Below are 20039 nucleotides of genomic sequence, written 5' to 3'. Positions count from 1 at the left end.
GCTTAGAAATTATGTCTCAGATAACTTGGAAAATAAGCCGGAACCGTGTCATAGTAATTTTCAACCGTAATGACCTTTGGATCCAGTTCAAAGGTATTTTCATATCGTTCCATATCATTTAAATCGAAAGCAAAGTCACTGAAGCTTTCATCTGATTTCATCGTCACATACAGATCATGTACATGCATGATATCTTCTTCCTCTAAAAGTACCGCATAAAGATCCTGGCTCGTATAACTTGCACAAGGAAACAAATATTCATAATTTGAATTAACGGTAGAAGAACCAAATGTCCATGCATGGCCATCACTGATGGCATTCATCACAAAGGATTTTACACTGCTCATCGGAAGATTCGTAGATACATAATTCGATGCGACATTCAATACATCTCCTGCTTTCAAAGCACCTTCTACGGAAAGCAGCTTATTGACGATGGCTGATATGATATCACGCTGAGCCTGTTCTCTGCCCTTGACATCCCAGCCGGCCGTATGCCGGTGACGCGCATAAGCCAATGCCTGCGAACCATTGAGATGCTGATAGCCCTTATTCAGACAGATCAGATCAGCAGAAGCAAACGAACGATTTTCATCCTGTTCACAGAAATCCAGCTGTACATCGACATCAATACCTCCAAGGGTATCTACGATCTCGATGAGTGATTCAAAAGTCACTTTCGCCGTATAATCGATCTCAATGCCGAAAATACGCTCCAAAGCAGCCGCTCCGGCTTCCACGCCATCCCATCCTAAATGCGTCAGCTTATCCGGATAATCATTATATTTCGCATTAGGCACATAGGTATCACGATTGATGGAAATCATTTCTACATGATGATTTTGCGGATCGACCATTAACAGCATGTTCACATCGCTCAAACCATTATAAGTAGGCTCACCCATATCATCCATTCCGGAAACATAAACGACAAAAGGCTTGCTTAAATCGTTATCAACAGTATCAGACTCTGACGTTGTTTTCATCTCGATCGTATGAATGATCTTATAATCATCGGAATAAGTACTATTCTCCTTCTGAATCTCAAAGCTTTGATCCTGATCGCTGATCATTGCCGCCTCGATTTCATCAGCATTTAAAGCAGCAAGCATTTCATCAACACTGTTATATGCCATTTCCTCCATCGAATAGCTTTGCAGCTGTTCAATGGAATAAGTGATCAGAGCATTCGCATGATCCACATAACCTAACGTTTCAACATCGTCCATGCTTTGCAATGAAGAATCCTCAAGAGCAATGACATACATCCTGCTGATATTGGTGGATCCGTCATCAACATTCGCAAAGGCACTTCGTATCCTTCCCTGGAATACGGCACCAAAGACAAGCAGTACACATAACCCCGCCAGCAAAATCTTACGAATGACAAAGACAGCCATATTTTCTATTCGAAAGGTAGCAAATATCAAAAGAAAAATCAACAGTAAAACAACACCGGCAATCAGGATATAGTTCATCGGTATCATTTCACCGGCAATTGCTTCAATCAAAAAATATAAGCTGCCTGCCAAAAAAAGGATCAGCAATACCAAATCAATTCTTTTATTGATTTTCTTCGTTCGATCTTTCAAAATATCACTCCTATCTTAAAATCTATACCTTAAATACTCAGGAAAGTATTCGGGCACCACTTCATAATAATTTTCCAGAGTTATTACATGTTTGTCAAGAGTAAATGTATCCATATACTTTTCCATGTCATCCAAATCGAAAGCAAATTCATTAAAATGAATCTGAGTATTCATAGACGTATAAATATCATGAACAAGCTGAATATCACTTTCTTCCAGCAATACGACAGAACGCTCCAGATCATTTTCCATCGCACATGGCAATAAGACCTCAACATCACCATTGACCGTTGAAGAACCAAATGTCCATCCATGACCGGAATCAATCGCACTTTTCACAAAGGAACGTGCACTGTCCATCGACATATTCGTCGAAACATAGCTGGCGGCCACATTGACAACATCTCCCAGCTTCAAGGCACCCTCAACGGATAACATCTTATCCACGATTGCAGCAATGATATCACGCTGAGCCTGTTCTCGGCCTCTGACATCCCAGCCCTCTGTATGACGATGACGCGCATAAGCCAGTGCCTGTGAACCATTGAGATGCTGGTAACCTTTTTCAAGATGGATCAGATCGCCCTCAGCAAAGGAGCGATTCTCATCCTGTTCAGTAAACGATATCTGAACATCGACATCGATGCCACCTAACGTATCAATGATTTTGATCAGTGATTCAAAGGTAACCTTCGCATAATAATCGATTTCGATCCCAAAAATCCTCTCAAGCGTCTCCATTGCGGTTTCCGGTCCATACCATCCCAAATGCGTCAGCTTATCCGGATAATCATTCATCATCGGATTCGGTATATAAGTATCCCGATTGATAGAAATCATCTCTACATGATGATTGACAGGATCAACCATCAAAAGCATATTTACATCATGAAGCCCCAGCTGGGTCGGCTCGCCCATGTTATCAAGTCCCGCTACATAGACAACAAACGGCTTTGACGTTAAATCGCTTTGAACCACATCATTATTGCTTTCAACCGTCATCTCTATCGTATGTATCGTTTTATATTTTCCTGAAAAACTGCTGTCATTTAATTCCTGAAGCGTCTGATCCTTGGCACTGATCAATACCGCATCTATTTCTTCATCATCGAGATCTGCCAGCTCATCTTCTAACGTATCATACGTTTTATTCCTCAATGAATATTCATTTAGCTGCTTTAACGAATAATCCAACAGATCATCACGCTGGCTCAGATATCCAAGCACCCCCACATCCTCGATGCTTTCATAATCATTGTCCTTCAAGGTAATGACATACATATAGTCCTTATAATAAGAACCGTCATTCACATTAGAAAATGCATTTCTGATCTGTCCCTGAAAAATACCGCCAAATAACAAAACACAGCATAAAACCGTTAAAAACACTTTTCTGATGATTCGAAAGGCTGAATTCCTGACTTTAAAAGTCAGAAAGATTCCTACAAATAAAATTAGAACAGCGGCCATAAATATAAAGATATATTTCAATGGAATCAGATTTCCCATGATCGCTTCGATACTGAAATAAAATCCGATTACTAAAAATAATAAAAGCAGGACCAAATCTACCTTGTTGTTGATTTTTTTCCTTTTCCTTGTTCTCATATCGTTTCTCCTAAAAAATAACAGTTGTATTATACCACTTTTCATAAAGGATTAAATGTGAAATTTTGTGATAATGCTTCAAATGCCGATTTCTTGCATGACTGCATGGACAAGCAGCTTCTTTCATATACATAGTCAGCTTTTGTCAGTAACATATAAAAAAGGAGATCATTCTCCTATAAATCTTTTAAATTATTATCCAGCAGATCCTGCATGATCTGTTTTTGCGTCGGATCATTTGTATATTGCATGACCAATCGAATACATTCTTTAGCTTCTTCCAGCTTCTGATTCGCTTTTAATACATAAGCCTTCTTCAGATTCCAGACTGCCTTGTCCGCATCATCACAGTTTTCCAGCTTCTCATCAATATACGGAAGTGTTGAAATATCCTTATCAAAATACATCTTCATATCCATATCGATCGTCTTTTTCATTTCCGGATCAAGCTTATTTTCATCAATAAAGGCATTCATCTTACGCTGCATGTTTTTAGCGTTTGATTCACTATTGATCGTAATAAAATATTGGAAAGCTGTCTGATAAACCGCAAACCGCTGATTCCGATTCATGCGCATCTGTTCCATCAGTGAAATCTGTTCCTTTACCTTTTTATCTGCACCTCTGGCAATATAATTGTTCAAACGCATGAATTCACGGTTATAAGGCGGGAATAAATATTTCACCATAAAAGAATCAACAAGCTTTAAAAATTCATCTTCATCCGTCATGATAGCCTTCATCAGTTTGATCGTATATCTTTTTTCCAAATATTTTCTCACAAGATTCATGACCACGACTACTAAAATACCAACTATGACGGCTATTAAAATTCTGTTATCCATATTTCCTCCAAAATCATTAACCAACATGTAAATTGTATCATATTTGATATAAAAAAAGAAGTTTTATTTCTCGCATGCCTTCTCTTATAAAAACGCTCGATTTCAGGCATTCTTCCCAAAATAAAATCCCACTTCCAGATAAGTGAAATTTTTTTATTTCCTTGATCTGTTTTAGTGGGATTCTTTTATCTGTCTTCTGTGATTTAACGTATTACGTATTCATCATTCTCAACATCCAATAATACATGCTGATCCTTGCTGATCGTACCTTCAATGATCTTTCTGGCAATCATCGTTTCAATATTACGCTGGATATAACGCTTCATCGGACGAGCACCATAAACGGCATCAACACCGTATTTCGAAATGTTATCATAAACACGGTCGCTTACTTCAAGGGTAATGTCTTTCTGCTTCAAACGTTCGATCAATTCGTTCATGAACTTATGAGCGATCTTGCGCAGCATATCATCATTGAGTGAATTAAAGACGATAATTTCATCAATACGATTGATAAATTCCGGTTTGAAGAATGATTTGACAGCAGCCATATAACCTTCCTTCGGATTCGCATCATTGGCATGCTCGCTTCCCAAGTTGCTTGTCATGATCAACAGCGTATTCTTAAAGTCGATCGTAACACCTTTATTATCAGTGATACGTCCATCATCCAGGATCTGAAGCAAAAGGTTAAAAACATCCGGATGGGCTTTTTCTACCTCATCAAAAAGAATGATCGAGTAAGGATTACGACGAACTGCTTCTGACAATTGTCCGCCTTCATCATAACCGACATATCCCGGAGGAGCACCGATCAACCGGCTGACGCTGTGTTTCTCCATATATTCGCTCATATCGATACGAATGATATGACTTTCACTGTCAAACAATTGTTCAGCCAATGCTTTTGCCACTTCCGTCTTACCGACACCTGTAGGACCTAAGAAGAGGAAGGAACCGATCGGACGGTTTTCATCCTGAATCTGTGCCTTGCTTCTCATGATCGCATCCGTAACAAGCGTCAGCGCCTCATCCTGACCGATGACACGTTTACCTAAGGCTTCCCGCAGATGCAACAGCTTGATACGTTCACTTTCTACCATCCGGCTGACCTCTACACCGCTCCATCTCGAAACGACCTTGGCAATCATTTCTTCATTGACCGTTTCCTGAATCAAAGAATCGCTCTTGATATTCTCACTGGCTTCCTTGATACGTTTTTCCAGATTTGGGATCGTTTGATACTGCAGACGGGCCGCATCTTCATAACGGGCATCGTTCTGTGCTCTTTCCAGCTCCAGCTTAGCCTTCTCCAGATCGATCTTATCCTGCTTGCTTGCTTCCAAATCACGTTTTTCATCCATCCACTTGGCATGCAGCTCATCACGTTTTGTTTTAAGCTCCTTCAGCTCATCGACGATTTCAGCCAAACGTTCTTTTGTCTTCTTATCTTCTTCCTGTTTCAAAGCTGTTTCTTCAATTTCCAGCTGCATGATCTTACGGGAAAGCTCATCCAGTACAGCCGGCATCGAATCCATTTCTACACGCAGCATGGCGCAGGCTTCATCGATACAGTCAATAGCTTTATCCGGCAAATACCGATCTGTGATATAACGATTAGAAAGCGTTGCACTGGCAATGATCGCTTCATCCAGGATCTTTACGCCATGATAGGATTCAAAACGGCTTTTTAAGCCACGCAAAATCGAGATCGTATCTTCAACCGTCGGCTCATTGACCATCACCTTCTGGAAACGTCTTTCCAATGCGGCATCTTTTTCAATATACTTACGATATTCATCAAAGGTCGTCGCACCGATACAACGTAATTCTCCACGTGCCAGCATCGGCTTTAACAGATTAGCGGCATCCATGCTGCCTTCTGTTTTACCGGCTCCGACAAGATTATGAATTTCATCAATAAATAAGATGATACCGCCGTTTGCATTCTTGACTTCTTCAAGAACAGCCTTTAAACGTTCCTCAAACTCACCCCGATATTTGGCACCGGCAATCAAAGAGCCCATGTCCAATTCAATCAGCTTCTTATCTTTTAATGTCAAAGGAACATCACCCTTCATGATTCTCCATGCAATGCCCTCGACAATCGCTGTTTTACCAACGCCCGGCTCACCGATCAGCACCGGATTATTTTTTGTCTTCCTCGACAATATTTCAATAACTCGACGAATTTCTTCATCACGTCCGATGACCGGATCGATCTTGCCTTCCTTTACATCCTCAACTAAATCACGTCCATATTTACTTAATGCTTCAATATTATTTTCACTGGTCTGGGTATTCATCTTCATTCCCCCTCTACGAATCAATTCCTCACTTTCCAGCTTTTTCAGATCAATGCCACATTCACTGACCACCCGCTGTGAAATACTGCTTTTATTCTTCAAAAGAGCCAACAGAACACTAAATACGCTCACATAGCTTTCCTCATGCTCATCGGACCATTTTTTCGCATTCATAAAGCTCTCCTGAACCTTATTGCTTAATGTAATATCCTTATAAGAGGTTCGTGCGATATGCGTATTCTCGTCTTGAAGGATCCTGAATACTTTTTCTTTATCAAGTGCTACACGCTTAAAAAGACCATCAAGTGTGTTATCTTCAAATATAGCTTCCAGAAATTCAAGTGTATCGACACTGACATGCTGATAGCTTTTAGCTTTTTCAATTGCCTTCAGCAATATTTTCTGCATGTTTTCAGATAATTGATTTACATCCATGAAAATCCCTCCTTAGCACTCCATTCCTTTTTGTGCTAACAGTATTATACCATATAAATTAGCACTGTCAATAGTAGAGTGCTAATTTTTTTAAATTTTTTTATTCTTCTTCTTTTTTCTCTCGAACAAACATCAGAATGACCCCCAGCATCATAAATAAGGCCGCTATCCAAATGGAATGATTTCCCCATTGCCATGAACTTAAAGCTCCTAAACCGGCTCCCAGTGCAAAAATAAGGATCAATAGATAATAACGATAGCTTTTCCTTTTCACTTCTTCATCTTGACTGATATGGTACTGGCACAGCATTTCTGTCGCACTGCGCATATTGCCGATGCACATCGTGGTCGCATACATGATTCCCTTAAATTTGCGAAAGCTTTGCACCTGCATGGCACAAGCAAAAGATAATAAAATATTAGCAGCCATATCTGATTCTATAAATCCAGCTATGATAAGCAGGCAAACCTCACTGAAAAGAATCAGTTGTCGCCAATGGAGCATTTGTGAATATTTATATTTATGATGGATCCTTTCACTGACATAGACCCCAATCATAAAAGCGAGCACCGGTACAAGATAATGCAACGCCTGATCAAACTGGGCGCTCATCAGATTCTGAGCAAATAAAACGATATTTCCTGTCTGGGCATTCGCAAATACATGCCCACGACTATTATAAGAGTAGGCATCCTGAAAGCCTCCCGCAAGCGTCAGCATGATTGCCAGCGGCATCGACTGTGACATTTGTCTTTCCTGATTCATACTTCTTCCCCCTAATGCTTTTCAATTCCTATCAGATATGGTGCCTGATGTCGATTTAACAAGCCAAAGCGATAAACATCATACCACTTGCTTTCAAGACCAGCAAGTGCTTTTTCAATCTGCTCGGCTTCCAGCTTACCGCCTTCAAATCCCGGATAGCAGACAATGACGATCTTACCGCCATGGTTAAGCTTATCAAGTGCTTTTTTTATAGCCTCCAGCACCTCATGGGCCTGTGTCGTGATGCTTCTGTCACCCTTGGGATAATATCCCAGATTAAAGATTCCTCGATCAAACCGCTCCACATCTTCATCAAAATATAAATGGCTTTTATGATGAAAACTTATGTTCTTGGCCTGATGACAGAGCTTTTTCGCATCATCAAGAGCCTCCTTTTGAATATCATAGCTATGCACATATAAAGCATGCTGACTTAAAAATAATGAATCATGACCGCCACCACAGGTAAAATCAACAGCAATACTCTGTTCATCCATTCCCTCAAGCAATATATCATGAGCAATATCTACAACTTTTTTCAACATTCTCTTGTTACCTCTTCCTTTCCAATTTATAATAAAGCTAAGATGAAAACTTTGCAACTCTTAGTGCCTCAGCCGATTCAGGAAGTGATTCAAAAGCTGAGCGAACATTATGAAACCTATTATGTCGGAGGCTGTATCCGTGATTTTCTTTTAGGCAAAAAAGTTCATGACTATGATGCCGCCACTGCTGCCAGCACTGAAGAAATGAAAAAAATACTGGGAGAATACAAGATCATCGAAACAGGCATCCGCCACGGAACCCTTACGATCATCAACCAGCATCATCATATCGAAATTACGACATTTAGAATCGAACAAAATTATCTTCACCACCGTATTCCTGAAAAGGTTGCCTTTACGCGCTCTCTCCATGAAGATCTAAAACGCCGGGATTTTACGATCAATGCTTTTGCTTGTGATACAAACGGACATCTGATCGATGAGCATCATGGTCTTGACGATCTGAAACATAAGATCATCCGTTGTATCGGCGACCCTAAAAAACGGTTTCAGGAAGATGCTTTGCGTATTTTGAGAGCGATCCGTTTTGCATACTCTTTAAATTTTACGATCGAAAAAGAAACAGAAAAAGCCCTCTTTCAATCTCTTCCGCTTTTAGATGCTATTTCTATCGAACGTAAGGTCGATGAATTGAAACAGATTTTGATGGTTGAAGGAAAAAATCCTTATTCGATTCTTGTCTATTATCATCTGTTTCCCTATTTTAATATTCATGCCCATTCTTCGATATCAGATGCGCTTGAAGTCTGCCCGTATGATCTTGAATGTAAGATAGCCTGTCTTTTCTTTTCAAGTTCATATGCAAAGAAGATCTTAAAAAGTTGGCATTGTTCAAAAAAAATGATCCGACAGGTCGTAACGCTTGTCGAATATAAGAAGATTTCCCTTTCAAATGATCCACGCAGGCTGCGGCACTTGATCTACGATAATGGAATTGAGCTTAGTGAAAAGATCCTGCTTTTCAAGCAAATGGATCTTACACTGTTTCATCAGATGATCGGGCAGCATGATTATTTAGAAAAGCTGGCTGTGGACGGAAATGATCTCATCAAACTGGGATTTCAAGGAAAACAAATCAAGGAAGCCCTGCATCGATGCACGGATCTGGTGCTTGATGATCCTTCCCTCAATCAAAAAGAGATCCTTCTTAAATATATAAAAAATCCGCATTAGAGTGCGGAGTTTTTAATGAAACATATCCTTTTTCTTAAAGATCCATGTGGCAATCAGACAGGCAATCACTGCCAGAAGGGTCGGAAACCACCACTGTGCCACAGGAAGCCCTTCAACGTTCATCCCATAAAAGCTGAAAATGATATTTGGAATTGCCATAACGATCGTAATGACCGTCAGCACTTTCATAACGATATTCAAGTTATTGGAAATGACCGAAGCAAAAGCATCCATGGTACCTGACAAGATATTTGAATAAATATTACACATCTCAACTGCCTGATGAATTTCAATCATGACATCTTCTAAAAGATCCTGATCATCCTCATACATTTTGATCAGCTTGCCACGCATGATCTTATTCAGGGTAACCTCATCTGACTTCAGAGAAGTGGAAAAATATACCAGTGATTTTTCAAGTCCCAGCATCTGGATCAATTCCTTATTCTGCATTGACTGATGAAGCTTTCTTTCTGTTCGTGAGGATTCACGGTCAATCTGACGAAGATAAATCAGATAACGTTGGGAAATCCTCAAAAGCAGCAAGAGCAGAAAACGTGTCTTGAGCTCTGTGTTCATTCCTTTGATCCTGCCTTCAGCCATATCTTCTATATTGAGATTTTCCTGAAGCGAGATCGTTACGATATAATCCTTCATGATGACGACACCTAACGGTAAGGTCGTATAAAGCAGCGTCTTGTTATTTGGATCATCATCAGCATTCGGATAATCCACGATCACCAGCGTCTGGCCTTCATCTTCATCATAATCCACGTGTGAGCTTTCTTCTTCATCTAAAGAAGCCTTGACAAATTCAGGAAGGACCTTAACTTCATTGACCAGATATTCTGTTTCCTCTGTACTCGGATGTACGACATTGATCCAGCAGCCTTTTTCAGGTGCTGCTATTTTTTTAGTTACATTATTAAAAGTCTTGTAGAATTCAATCATATTTCCTACCTCCCTTTTTACAGGAGATAGTCTTGCATATCTCCTGTTTTATTCTTCATTCTACTTCGATCAGGGCCTAAGGGCTCAGGAGACATACAAACACCTTCTTTCCTGTTTCATTATATCACAGTTTAAATCATCTGGTATCCATGAATTTATTCTTTTAAAAAAAATAAAAGCTGCCTAAGCAGCTCTACTCATTATTTTTAAATTCTCTTACAGCCATTTCGATTTCCGAATTCATATCTCTGTCACGATATGAATTCTTTGATTCACATAAAGGACAAACATAATCATCCTCAACGCTTAAAAAATCTTCACCATCATATTCATAGCCGCAAATCGAACACATCCACATAGTCATTCTTCCTTTCCATATTCTCATTCTTCTTTTATTTTGAGAATGATTACTAATATTATATCATAATATAGCGATTATTCAATCATGTATATAAAAAACCTATGCATCAGCATAGGTTTTTCAATTATCCGTTAATCTGTGACATTACTTCTTCAGCAAAGTTTTCCTGACGTTTTTCAATACCTTCACCAACAGCATAGCGTACGAAAGACTTCACGCTTGCATTGTGATTCTTCACATACTGGCCAACCTTCAGATCCGGTTCCTTAAAGTAAACCTGATCAACTAAGCAAATTTCCTGAAGTGACTTTGTAAGTCTTCCTTCAACGATTCCGTGAAGTACTTTTTCAGGCTTGCTGGAAAGCTTAGGATCATTCTTTAAGATTTCCATCTGGACATGTCTTTCATTCTCAATAGCTTCCTGAGGCATATCCTCACGGGAAACATACTGCGGATTCATAGAAGCTACCTGCATTGCAACATCTTTTGCTACTGCTGCATCATTTGTACCTGTTAAAACAGTTAGAGCAGAGATCTTGCCGCCCATGTGAATATAAGCACCAAATACATCAGCATCTGTTTTTTCAACGATCTTGAATCTTCTGAAAGTAATCTTTTCACCGATCGTTGCCGTAGCATCGGTAACTAATTCTTCCAATGTCTTGCCATCCATACTAGCAGCCATTGCTTCTTCAACAGTAGCTGGCTTGTTTTTCAGCAATAAATTCTGGATCGTATCCATCAGCGCTAAAAACTGTTCGTTTTTCGCAACAAAATCTGTTTCTGAATTGACTTCAAAGATAACGGCTGTATTGTTGTCAACAGCTACACGAGTAGCTCCTTCCGCAGCAATACGTCCGGCCTTCTTAGCAGCCTTTGCGATACCCTTTTCTCTCAGCCATTCACTGGCCTTTTCAATATCACCGTCGCATTCAGTCAGGGCCTTTTTACAGTCCATCATTCCTGCACCTGTTTTTTCTCTTAACGCTTTTACATCTTGTGCCGTAATTGCCATTTGCTTTTCCTCCTGTTATTATTCGCCAGCTTCTGCTTCAGTTTTCACTTCGTTTGCTTCAGCTACCGGTTCAGCAACTGTCCCTTCAGTTGCAACCTCTTCCTTTTCTTTTCTTGCGAATGAGCGTCCGCCTCTTTTTGCATCTCTGTTGTAAGGACGACGCTGTGCCTGCTGAGCACGTCTTTCTTCGTTCTTCTGACGACGACGTCTTTCATTTTCAGCAATCTGTTCTTCTACATTCACGATTACATCTGCCATCGTAACATCCGGTTCTTCTTCAACCTGACGAGCTACTGACAGCAAGCCGCCCTTAGCTTCTACGATTGCATCTGCCATCAGTTCAACGACCAGCTTGATCGAACGGACAGCATCATCATTTGAAGCGATCGCATAGTCAACCACTTCAGGATCACAATTCGTATCTACCATCGCAAATACAGGAATGCCTAATTTCTTGGCTTCCGCAACAGCATTATGTTCTTCCTTAGGATCGATCACGAATAAAGCGTTTGGAAGCTTCTTCATTTCCTTGATTCCACCTAATGAATTTTCTAATTTTGTTTTTTCCTTCTTGATCTGGGCAACCTCTTTCTTAGGATAAACCTCCAAAGAACCGTTTGCTTCCATTTCTTCGATTTCGATCAGACGTTTTACACGCTTCTGGATCGTTCTGAAATTTGTCAGAAGTCCTCCAAGCCATCTCTGATTAACATAGAATGAGCCTGAACGTAAAGCTTCTTCCATCACGATCTGCTGAGCCTGTTTCTTCGTACCTACAAAAAGTACCTTTCCGCCTTCAGCCGCAATCTGATTCAGCTTGTTGTAAGCTTCTTCGATCTGTTCCTGAGTTTTCTCAAGATTAATGATATATACACCGTTTCTTGATGTATAAATGTTTGGTTTCATCTTCGGATTCCATCTGCGAGTCTGGTGTCCGAAATGAGTACCTGCTTCCAATAATTTTCTCATTGAAATGACTGCCATATACTTTTCCTCCGTTTTTCCTCCATCATTTCATATCTCTGATAACCTATCATCATCAACCTGCTTCGGGACTAAGGCACGGATCAGAGAATCCATGATGTGTGTATTTTGCGCTTTGCGCTTGTTTATTATAGAATAAAAACGCCTGAAAAACAAGCGTTTTTATTGATTTCATAGGAATTTCAGCGTTATTGTCAGCTATCTGCGAGGAAAAGCTTTTTCATATGTATTTTTTAAATGCTCTCTCGATACATGCGTATAAATCTGGGTCGTTGAAAGTGAGGAATGTCCCAAAAGCTCCTGCACCACCCTGAGATCCGCTCCATTATCGAGAAGATGGGTTGCGAAGGAATGACGAAACATGTGAGGATGTACCTTGAGAAGCAGATTGCTTTTTAAAACGACCTTATCTAAGATATATTGAACACCACGGGTCGTCAGAGGCTTTCCCTTCAAATTCAAAAAACAGATGCGCTCTTTTTCATCACACCATTTTTTACGTACCTGATTTAAATACAGCTTTAAGAAATCACCGGCTTCATCATAGAAAGGAACGATCCTTTCTTTGCTTCCCTTTCCGATGACCCGCAAAACATGGTCATTGAGATCGATATCATCAACTCTTAAAGAAACGACCTCACTGACACGTAAGCCACAGGCATACATGATCTCAAACATGGCACGGTTGCGAATATCTTCATCGTTATCAAGGGGAATGCTGTTTAATAAGGCATCCATTTCATCATAGAAAAGAAATTCCGGTATTTTTTTTTCTTTTTTTCCCAATTTGATCAATGCAAAGGGATTTGTTTCCAATCCGTGATATTCACTTAAATAGCGATAAAATGAACGGACGGTCGATATCTTTCTCAAGACCGATAAATTTTTCAAATGACATTCCATTCGCAAATAAGTGATATAGTTTAGAATGATCTGACGGTCTGCCTGATCATAGCTGATCTGTTCTCTTTCCAAAAAGCTCTGGTAATGATTCAAATCACGCTGATAGGCATCTCTGGTATGCTCGCTGTCTGTATTGATCGAAGCGATGTAATCGAGAAATTTATGAATCCATTCATTCATCGAAGCATGCCTTCTTCTCTTTTATGATATCTAATGCCTGCTTTGCAAGCACTTCTTTTTTATTATGCTTATTCGTCTTAGAAAGACACTGCATGATGCCATAAGTAGCATTCATCGGCTGAAAGTATTTAGGATGCGTATGTGTGATATAATGCGCCATGGCTCCCATCATACAGCTTGGCGGCAGGATCACACATTCCCTTCCGTGAATACGATTGGCCATATTCAAGCCCGCCAGCAATCCGCTGGCAGCAGATTCGATATATCCTTCCACGCCGCACATCTGGCCGGCAAAAAATAAATCATCTCTCAGCTTGCACTCATAAGTCGCTTTCAATACCTTAGGTGAGCAGATATACGTATTGCGATGCATCACTCCATAGCGGGCAAAACGGGCATTTTCAAGACCCGGAACCATTGATAATACCCTTTTCTGTTCCGGCCATTTCAAATGTGTCTGAAAACCAACGACATTATATAAAGAAGCAGCAGCATTATCCTGACGGAGCTGAACGACTGCATACGGCTTGATCTTATCCGTTTCCAGACCTACCGGCTTCATCGGTCCGAATAAAAGTGTCTTTTCGCCTCTTCTGGCCATTTCCTCAAATGGCATGCAGCCTTCAAAATATTTTTCTTCTTCAAATTCATGCATCTTGACACATTCCGCATGGATCACTTCTTGATAAAAAGCTTCAAACTCTTCCTTTGTCATCGGACAGTTGATATAGCTTGCTTCATCTTTATCATAGCGTGACTTATAGTAGGCTTTTGTAAAGTCGATCGAATCCTTTTCAATGATCGGTGCTGCCGCATCATAAAAATAGAATTCTTCTTCCTGAAGCAGATCCTGGATACTTTTTGAAAGAGCATCGCTCGTCAAAGGACCGGTAGCAATGATACAAGGACCCTTTGGAATCTCACATACTTCTTCATGAACGATCGTAACAAGCGGATGCCCGCTCAAACGCTGTGTAATTTCCTTTGAGAATGCTTCACGATCGACCGCTAAAGCACTTCCCGCCGGCAAGCGATGCTTTTCAGCAGCCTGCATGATCAAAGAATCAAACTGACGCATCTCTTCTTTCAAAAGTCCGATCGCACTTGTCAGTTCATTGCTGCGCAGCGAATTGCTGCAGACAAGCTCACTGAAATAAGCACTTTTATGTGCCGGTGTACTTTTTTCAGGCCGCATTTCGATCAAGGTCACAGGAATATTGCGCTTCACAAGCTGCCATGTAGCCTCACATCCGGCAAGACCCGCACCGATTACCTTGACACTATTCATTTTCTTCACCTTTTTTCTTTTTCGGCTGTTTCTTTATATAACGACATTTTGGAAAGCCTGAGCAGCCGACAAAGGTCGTTCCATATCTCGATTTACGTTCGATAAGCGGTTTGCCGCACTCCGGACACATCTCTCCTGTTGGCTTTGGCTCTTCCTTAGGCGCATTGATCTTTTTGATCGTTTTACACTCCGGATAATTGGAACAGGCTAAAAAGCTGCCATAGCGGCCCTTCTTCATCACCATCGGACTGCCGCAGTTAGGACATGTTTCCTCTGAGCGAACCTCTTCTTCATTTTCACTTTTGGTATATTTGCAGGCAGGAAAATTGCTGCAGGAAATAAAGCGTCCATATTTTCCATTGCGATAAACAAGCTCACTGCCACATTCCGGACACAGCTCCCCTGTCTTTTGAGGGGCCACCTTTTCCATTTTTTCATAGGCTTCATCTAAAAGCGGTACGAATTTATCATAAAATTCTCTTAATTCAGTAACACTTTCCTTTTTGCCCTCGGCAATCTCATCCAGATCTTTTTCCATATTTGCCGTATAAGAAACATTGATGATGCTGGAGAAATATTCCTGAAGCTTGGCATCCGTCAAAATACCCTGCTCTGTCGGAATAAAGACCTTTGTCTTACTGTTTTCATTGCTTTTCACCAGTTCTACATATAAACGCTTTTGGATCGTATCGATGATCGTAGCATAAGTGCTTGGACGTCCGATTCCCTTTTCTTCCATTTCCTTGATCAGACGTGCCTCGGAATAACGCAGAGGCGGTTCTGTAAAATGCTGTTTTCTGTCTAAAGAAACATCCTTTAGGATTTCCTGCTCGCTCATTTCCGGAAGCACTTCATCCTTATTCTGTTCATAATCCTTATAAGCTTTCAAATAACCGTCAAAGGTCAATACCGAGCCTGACGCATTGAATTCATGACCTGCATTTTCAATCGTTACGCTTACGCTGTCGCTTAAACTTGGCGCCATCAGATAAGCGATGGTACGTGCATAGATCAGCTTATACAGCTTATACTCGTCATTGGTCAGATCATCCTTGATCGACTCCGGCGTATAGTCAATATGCGTCACACGAATAGCTTCATGTGCGTCCTGCGCATTTTTATTATTTTTCTGATGTACCTTTCCTACATATTTCTTTCCATATTCTTTTTCAATATAGTCAAAGGCTTCCTTTACGAATACATCGCTCAGACGTGTTGAATCGCTTCGCATATATGTGATCAAACCTTCATGGTTTCCTTTAATGGAAATACCTTCATAAAGCTTCTGGGCAATGCTCATCGTTTTCTTGCTGGAAAAATTCAGCTTGGTAGAAGCCTCCTGTTGAAGCGTTGAAGTAATAAACGGAAGTCGCGGCTGTTTCTTTTTTACCTTTTTTTCTATTTTAGTGATGACATAATCACCGCTGCAGGCTTCCTCGATCGCTTTAGCTTCTTCTTCATTTTGGATCTTTACTTTTTTACCGTTAATTTTATTTAAAGAAGCCTTGAATTTCTTATGACCCTTCGTAATCAAAGCATCGATCGTCCAATATTCCTCACTTTTAAACGCCTGTATCTCTTTTTCTCTTTCAACGATCAGATTCAGCGCAACAGACTGTACACGTCCGGCACTTTTTGATTTGATCTTATTTTTCAGAAGTCCTGAAAGCTTAAAACCGATGATGCGATCCAGCATGCGCCGCGTTTCCTGGCTCTTGACCAGATCCATGTCGATGGTACGTGGTGATTTAAAGGCATCGATTACCGCATTCTTCGTAATTTCATTGAAGATAACACGGTTTTTCTGATCCTTATCGACCTCCAGCACCTCTGCCAGATGCCACGCAATCGCCTCTCCTTCACGGTCAGGGTCGCTTGCCAGATAGATTTCAGAACATTTCTTTGCTGTTTCCTTTAATTCCTTGACCGTTTCTCTTTTATCTTTGCTGATCACATAGGTCGGTGTGAAATTGTTTTCGATATCAATTCCCAGTCCTCCCTTACCACTTGTCGCTAAATCGCGTATATGTCCTTTGCTGGAAACGACCTTATAGTCATTTCCTAAATATTTTTCAATCGTTCTTGATTTTGATGGGGATTCCACAATTACCAGTTTTTTCATTTTTATCACACTCACTTCTTTATTATTATTCTTGTTTTTTTCTTTTTGTCAACACTTTTCATCTTTCCTTCATAAAAATACCCGCTCCCTGTTCGATCAGACAATTACAGCCCATGCCAAAATCATCATCAAAACGATATGGAAACGCAATGACTTCCTTATTCAATGACTGGGCATAATCCGCCGTGATCATCGTACCGCTTTTATTTCTGGCTTCAACGACATAACATTTCTCTCCCAGGGCCGCTAAGATCCGATTGCGCCAAGGAAAATGATGGGCAAGCGGCAGCGTACCTGACGGATATTCACTCAGCAGCAATTGACTGCTTTTCATTTTTTCATACAGCCAGGCATTTTCTTTCGGATAACTCTTATCCAAGCCACAGCCGATAACACCGATCGTCCTGTAATTCAGCTTAAGGGCACTTTGATGTGCCAAAGCATCGACTCCCTTAGCCATCCCGCTGACGATTACCGTATGTGCATCCAGTGAACGAATCAATTCATGACAGCCGTTATGAGCATATCCGGAACAGTTTCTTGAACCGATCACGCATACCTTAGGATATTTAAGAAGTGTAAGATCACCTTCATAAAAAAGAATATAAGGAGGATATTCCAAAAGAAAAAGCTCCTTGGGATATTCTTCATCCAATATCGTAAGATATTGCTGGTCACAACGGACTTTTTTCCATGTTTCATCACGCATGATCGCCCGATGCATCGAAGCATATTCTCCACGATATTTTAATGCATAATATAAAATCTGTTCTCTCATAAAAAAACCACCTCTACTCTTATATATGCATGAAAAGGTGATTTTTCCTAAAAAAATTGTAATTGTTTTATTTTTTGTTTCGCAACCGGTCCATAACTTTGACGATGGATCTCTAATATACCATATTTTTCAATAGCCTCCAGATGCTGCTTCGTACCATATCCCTTATGCTTCGCAAAACCATATTCCGGGTATAAAAGATCATAGCCCTTCATGATATGGTCACGGACGACCTTGGCTAAAATACTGGCAGCGGCAATACTGACACTTTTCTGATCACCCTTGATGATATCACAGACCTCACAGGACATATGATGCAGCGGCATCGCATCCGTCAGGATTCCATCTACGTATGTAAATTCACGTCCGAGCTCTTCCATCGCTTTTTGTGTTGCCCGATAAATATTTAATTGATCGATCTCTTGCGGACTTACGATCCTGATATGGTACTCTAACGCTTCACGTATAATGATCTGAAACATTTCTTCCCGCTTCTTTTCGCTGACCTTTTTTGAATCATAGATTCCCTCATGGTGATAACCCGCTTCAAAACAGACGGCTGCCACTACCAACGGTCCCGCCAACGGCCCTCGACCTGCTTCATCTATGCCGATGACATATTTTTTTCCATCCTGCCACCAGCGTTTTTCATATTCATTCGCTGTTTCCATCGCTTCGCTCCCAGCTGATCCGGCCAATCAATCCATCACGGGCTTCACGGATGAAAAGATTCATTGCCTTCTCCTCATCCAGCTCATTGGCTGTTTTAACGCACCCGCGCTTTCTGGCAATACGCCGTAAATTTTCCAATGGATCGTCACTTAATTCAATTTCATAGCGGCTTATCAGATACTGCGGATAATACTCCATACAATATTTTAAACCAAACATGAAGATTTCCTCCATAGGTAAGATTTCATCACGGATGGCACCGCTGATACCTAAACACAAACCTACATTCTCATCTTCAAACTTAGGCCACAAAACTCCCGGTGTATCTAATAATTCAAGATCCTTATTGATCTTTACCCACTGCAGCGAACGCGTCACACCCGGACGATCCGCTGTGACAACAGCCTTTTTCTTAGCAACTCGATTAATTAATGTCGATTTACCGACATTCGGAATACCCACGATCATGATACGAATGGCTCTTGGATTGATACCCCTTCTTTTCTGCCTTTCGATAAATGAAGCCATGATTTCCTTACTGGCAGAAGTTAATATCTGTGTCATGTTATCCTTTAATATGTTACACCCTATTACCTTTGTCGTTTCATTTTTTAAGCTGGCAATCCATTTTTCCGTTTCCTTAGGATCCGCCTTATCTGTCTTGGTCAGGATGATACAACGTGGCTTATGTGCGATCAGCTCTTCTAATAAAGGATTTTTAGATGCATTGGGAATACGGGCATCACGACACTCTACCACCATATCCACCATTTTCAATTTTTCCTGCATTTCCCTTTTAGCTTTGGTCATATGCCCCGGAAACCAGTTGATATTTATTCTGTTTTCGCCCATGATTCACTTCCTCTTTTTATACATTCTCTATCCAAAGAAAGACACCCTCCTGCTTTTTTGGATCATATTCAAATCCGCAATGGATATAAAACAATCTGTTGCCGGCCGTCGGATTTGCTTCTATACATATCTTATCGCCCTGATCCAACCGGCTTTTGCAAAGCGCCAAGATTTCCGATACGATCTGTTTCCCATATCCTTTTCTTTGATATTTCGGATCAACGATGATATCTGTCAACATTCCTTTACAGGAAAAATCACCGACCAATCTTCCCATCGCTATGATCTTGTGATCATCATAAAGTCCGAGTGTTATCATCGAATTGTCAAGAGCCTTCTTCAACTGATTGATACCAATATCCCGCCAGCCGACAGATCTTCTCATCTTAAAAAAATCTTCCGCTGTGATTTCATATTTGACTCTAATCATTTATTTTACCCCAAATTCATCAAACGGGTAATAGATAAAAATGCCCACACTCGTAATTTCATCCTTGTGAAAAGCTCCGACAACTCTTGAATCCGTGGAATGCTGACGATTATCTCCCATTAGAAAATATTCATCTTCTCCTAAGGTAACAGGGCCAAAATCCTCGGTCAGCCTTCCATAGGCTGCTACCTCACTTACTACATATTCGGCAT

General features: G+C 40.6%; 19 protein-coding genes. 1 reads left to right on the top strand and 18 read right to left on the bottom strand.

Annotated features, from left to right (window positions below; genetic code table 11):
* Positions 1-2: 2 nt before the first annotated feature.
* The 6 genes from Q0K35_RS10280 to Q0K35_RS10255 form a co-directional block, all read right to left on the bottom strand.
* Entirely contained in the window at positions 3-1592 is a 1590-nt protein-coding gene (locus Q0K35_RS10280; protein WP_294562772.1) for an LCP family protein, read from the bottom strand.
* 15 nt (positions 1593-1607) lie between these two features.
* Positions 1608-3200, bottom strand: a complete 1593-nt coding sequence (locus Q0K35_RS10275; RefSeq protein ID WP_294562771.1) for an LCP family protein — start codon at positions 3198-3200, stop codon at positions 1608-1610.
* A 176-nt stretch (positions 3201-3376) separates the two neighbouring features.
* Complete coding sequence (locus Q0K35_RS10270) at positions 3377-4045, bottom strand: hypothetical protein (protein ID WP_294562770.1); 669 nt, start codon at positions 4043-4045, stop codon at positions 3377-3379.
* A 203-nt stretch (positions 4046-4248) separates the two neighbouring features.
* The gene (locus Q0K35_RS10265) at positions 4249-6786 is read right to left on the bottom strand and encodes an AAA family ATPase (RefSeq protein WP_294562769.1); all 2538 of its coding nucleotides are present in this window, start codon (positions 6784-6786) and stop codon (positions 4249-4251) included.
* A gap of 100 nt (positions 6787-6886) precedes the next feature.
* Positions 6887-7552, bottom strand: a complete 666-nt coding sequence (locus Q0K35_RS10260; RefSeq protein WP_294562768.1) for a YoaK family protein — start codon at positions 7550-7552, stop codon at positions 6887-6889.
* A gap of 11 nt (positions 7553-7563) precedes the next feature.
* Positions 7564-8097 (bottom strand): class I SAM-dependent methyltransferase, encoded by a 534-nt coding sequence (locus Q0K35_RS10255; protein WP_294562767.1) that lies wholly within the window; start codon positions 8095-8097, stop codon positions 7564-7566.
* 51 nt (positions 8098-8148) lie between these two features.
* Between Q0K35_RS10255 and Q0K35_RS10250 the strand changes: the two genes are divergently transcribed.
* The gene (locus Q0K35_RS10250; protein WP_294562766.1) at positions 8149-9291 is read left to right on the top strand and encodes a CCA tRNA nucleotidyltransferase; all 1143 of its coding nucleotides are present in this window, start codon (positions 8149-8151) and stop codon (positions 9289-9291) included.
* A 12-nt stretch (positions 9292-9303) separates the two neighbouring features.
* On the opposite strand, the gene Q0K35_RS10245 is transcribed toward Q0K35_RS10250, so the two are convergent.
* The 12 genes from Q0K35_RS10245 to Q0K35_RS10190 form a co-directional block, all read right to left on the bottom strand.
* On the bottom strand, positions 9304-10242 hold the full coding sequence (locus tag Q0K35_RS10245; protein WP_294562765.1) for a magnesium transporter CorA family protein: 939 nt from the start codon (positions 10240-10242) through the stop codon (positions 9304-9306).
* 193 nt (positions 10243-10435) lie between these two features.
* Positions 10436-10606, bottom strand: coding sequence for a rubredoxin/rubrerythrin (locus Q0K35_RS10240; RefSeq protein WP_294562764.1), 171 nt, complete (start codon positions 10604-10606; stop codon positions 10436-10438).
* Positions 10607-10727: 121 nt separating this feature from the next.
* Entirely contained in the window at positions 10728-11618 is an 891-nt protein-coding gene (gene tsf / locus Q0K35_RS10235) for a translation elongation factor Ts (protein WP_294562763.1), read from the bottom strand.
* An 18-nt stretch (positions 11619-11636) separates the two neighbouring features.
* The gene (rpsB, locus tag Q0K35_RS10230) at positions 11637-12602 is read right to left on the bottom strand and encodes a 30S ribosomal protein S2 (protein WP_294562762.1); all 966 of its coding nucleotides are present in this window, start codon (positions 12600-12602) and stop codon (positions 11637-11639) included.
* Between the two features lie 198 nt (positions 12603-12800).
* Positions 12801-13685: a tyrosine recombinase XerC gene (gene xerC / locus Q0K35_RS10225; protein ID WP_294562761.1), complete on the bottom strand. Its 885-nt coding sequence runs from the start codon at positions 13683-13685 to the stop codon at positions 12801-12803.
* Positions 13678-14973 (bottom strand): methylenetetrahydrofolate--tRNA-(uracil(54)-C(5))-methyltransferase (FADH(2)-oxidizing) TrmFO, encoded by a 1296-nt coding sequence (gene trmFO, locus Q0K35_RS10220; protein ID WP_294562760.1) that lies wholly within the window; start codon positions 14971-14973, stop codon positions 13678-13680. The genes xerC and trmFO overlap by 8 nt, the downstream gene beginning before the upstream one ends.
* Positions 14966-17095 (bottom strand): type I DNA topoisomerase, encoded by a 2130-nt coding sequence (topA, locus tag Q0K35_RS10215; protein WP_294562759.1) that lies wholly within the window; start codon positions 17093-17095, stop codon positions 14966-14968. The genes trmFO and topA overlap by 8 nt, the downstream gene beginning before the upstream one ends.
* Before the next feature lie 58 nt (positions 17096-17153).
* Positions 17154-17873 (bottom strand): DNA-processing protein DprA, encoded by a 720-nt coding sequence (dprA, locus tag Q0K35_RS10210; protein ID WP_294562758.1) that lies wholly within the window; start codon positions 17871-17873, stop codon positions 17154-17156.
* Between the two features lie 47 nt (positions 17874-17920).
* The gene (locus Q0K35_RS10205) at positions 17921-18544 is read right to left on the bottom strand and encodes a ribonuclease HII (protein ID WP_294562757.1); all 624 of its coding nucleotides are present in this window, start codon (positions 18542-18544) and stop codon (positions 17921-17923) included.
* Positions 18528-19397, bottom strand: a complete 870-nt coding sequence (ylqF, locus tag Q0K35_RS10200) for a ribosome biogenesis GTPase YlqF (RefSeq protein ID WP_294562756.1) — start codon at positions 19395-19397, stop codon at positions 18528-18530. The genes Q0K35_RS10205 and ylqF overlap by 17 nt, the downstream gene beginning before the upstream one ends.
* A 16-nt stretch (positions 19398-19413) precedes the next feature.
* Complete coding sequence (locus Q0K35_RS10195; protein WP_294562755.1) at positions 19414-19827, bottom strand: GNAT family N-acetyltransferase; 414 nt, start codon at positions 19825-19827, stop codon at positions 19414-19416.
* Positions 19828-20039: S26 family signal peptidase (locus tag Q0K35_RS10190; RefSeq protein ID WP_294562754.1), on the bottom strand; the 212-nt coding region annotated here is incomplete at its 5' end.

Origin of the sequence: uncultured Traorella sp., assembly GCF_944327115.1 — a bacterium.
GTDB lineage: Bacteria > Bacillota_I > Bacilli_A > Erysipelotrichales > Erysipelotrichaceae > Traorella.
Note: the sequence above shows the minus strand (reverse complement) of the source record. Positions and strands in the feature narration are given on the sequence as shown.

Coding starts and splice junctions, on each gene's coding strand:
- dprA (WP_294562758.1), bottom strand. CDS start 17,873: ATGAGAGAACAGATTTTATATTATGCATTAAAATATCGTGGAGAATAT.
- Q0K35_RS10275 (WP_294562771.1), bottom strand. CDS start 3,200: ATGAGAACAAGGAAAAGGAAAAAAATCAACAACAAGGTAGATTTGGTC.
- Q0K35_RS10260 (WP_294562768.1), bottom strand. CDS start 7,552: ATGAATCAGGAAAGACAAATGTCACAGTCGATGCCGCTGGCAATCATG.
- tsf (WP_294562763.1), bottom strand. CDS start 11,618: ATGGCAATTACGGCACAAGATGTAAAAGCGTTAAGAGAAAAAACAGGT.
- ylqF (WP_294562756.1), bottom strand. CDS start 19,397: ATGGGCGAAAACAGAATAAATATCAACTGGTTTCCGGGGCATATGACC.
- trmFO (WP_294562760.1), bottom strand. CDS start 14,973: ATGAATAGTGTCAAGGTAATCGGTGCGGGTCTTGCCGGATGTGAGGCT.
- Q0K35_RS10195 (WP_294562755.1), bottom strand. CDS start 19,827: ATGATTAGAGTCAAATATGAAATCACAGCGGAAGATTTTTTTAAGATG.
- Q0K35_RS10265 (WP_294562769.1), bottom strand. CDS start 6,786: ATGGATGTAAATCAATTATCTGAAAACATGCAGAAAATATTGCTGAAG.
- rpsB (WP_294562762.1), bottom strand. CDS start 12,602: ATGGCAGTCATTTCAATGAGAAAATTATTGGAAGCAGGTACTCATTTC.
- Q0K35_RS10270 (WP_294562770.1), bottom strand. CDS start 4,045: ATGGATAACAGAATTTTAATAGCCGTCATAGTTGGTATTTTAGTAGTC.
- xerC (WP_294562761.1), bottom strand. CDS start 13,685: ATGAATGAATGGATTCATAAATTTCTCGATTACATCGCTTCGATCAAT.
- Q0K35_RS10255 (WP_294562767.1), bottom strand. CDS start 8,097: ATGTTGAAAAAAGTTGTAGATATTGCTCATGATATATTGCTTGAGGGA.
- Q0K35_RS10205 (WP_294562757.1), bottom strand. CDS start 18,544: ATGGAAACAGCGAATGAATATGAAAAACGCTGGTGGCAGGATGGAAAA.
- Q0K35_RS10245 (WP_294562765.1), bottom strand. CDS start 10,242: ATGATTGAATTCTACAAGACTTTTAATAATGTAACTAAAAAAATAGCA.
- topA (WP_294562759.1), bottom strand. CDS start 17,095: ATGAAAAAACTGGTAATTGTGGAATCCCCATCAAAATCAAGAACGATT.
- Q0K35_RS10240 (WP_294562764.1), bottom strand. CDS start 10,606: ATGACTATGTGGATGTGTTCGATTTGCGGCTATGAATATGATGGTGAA.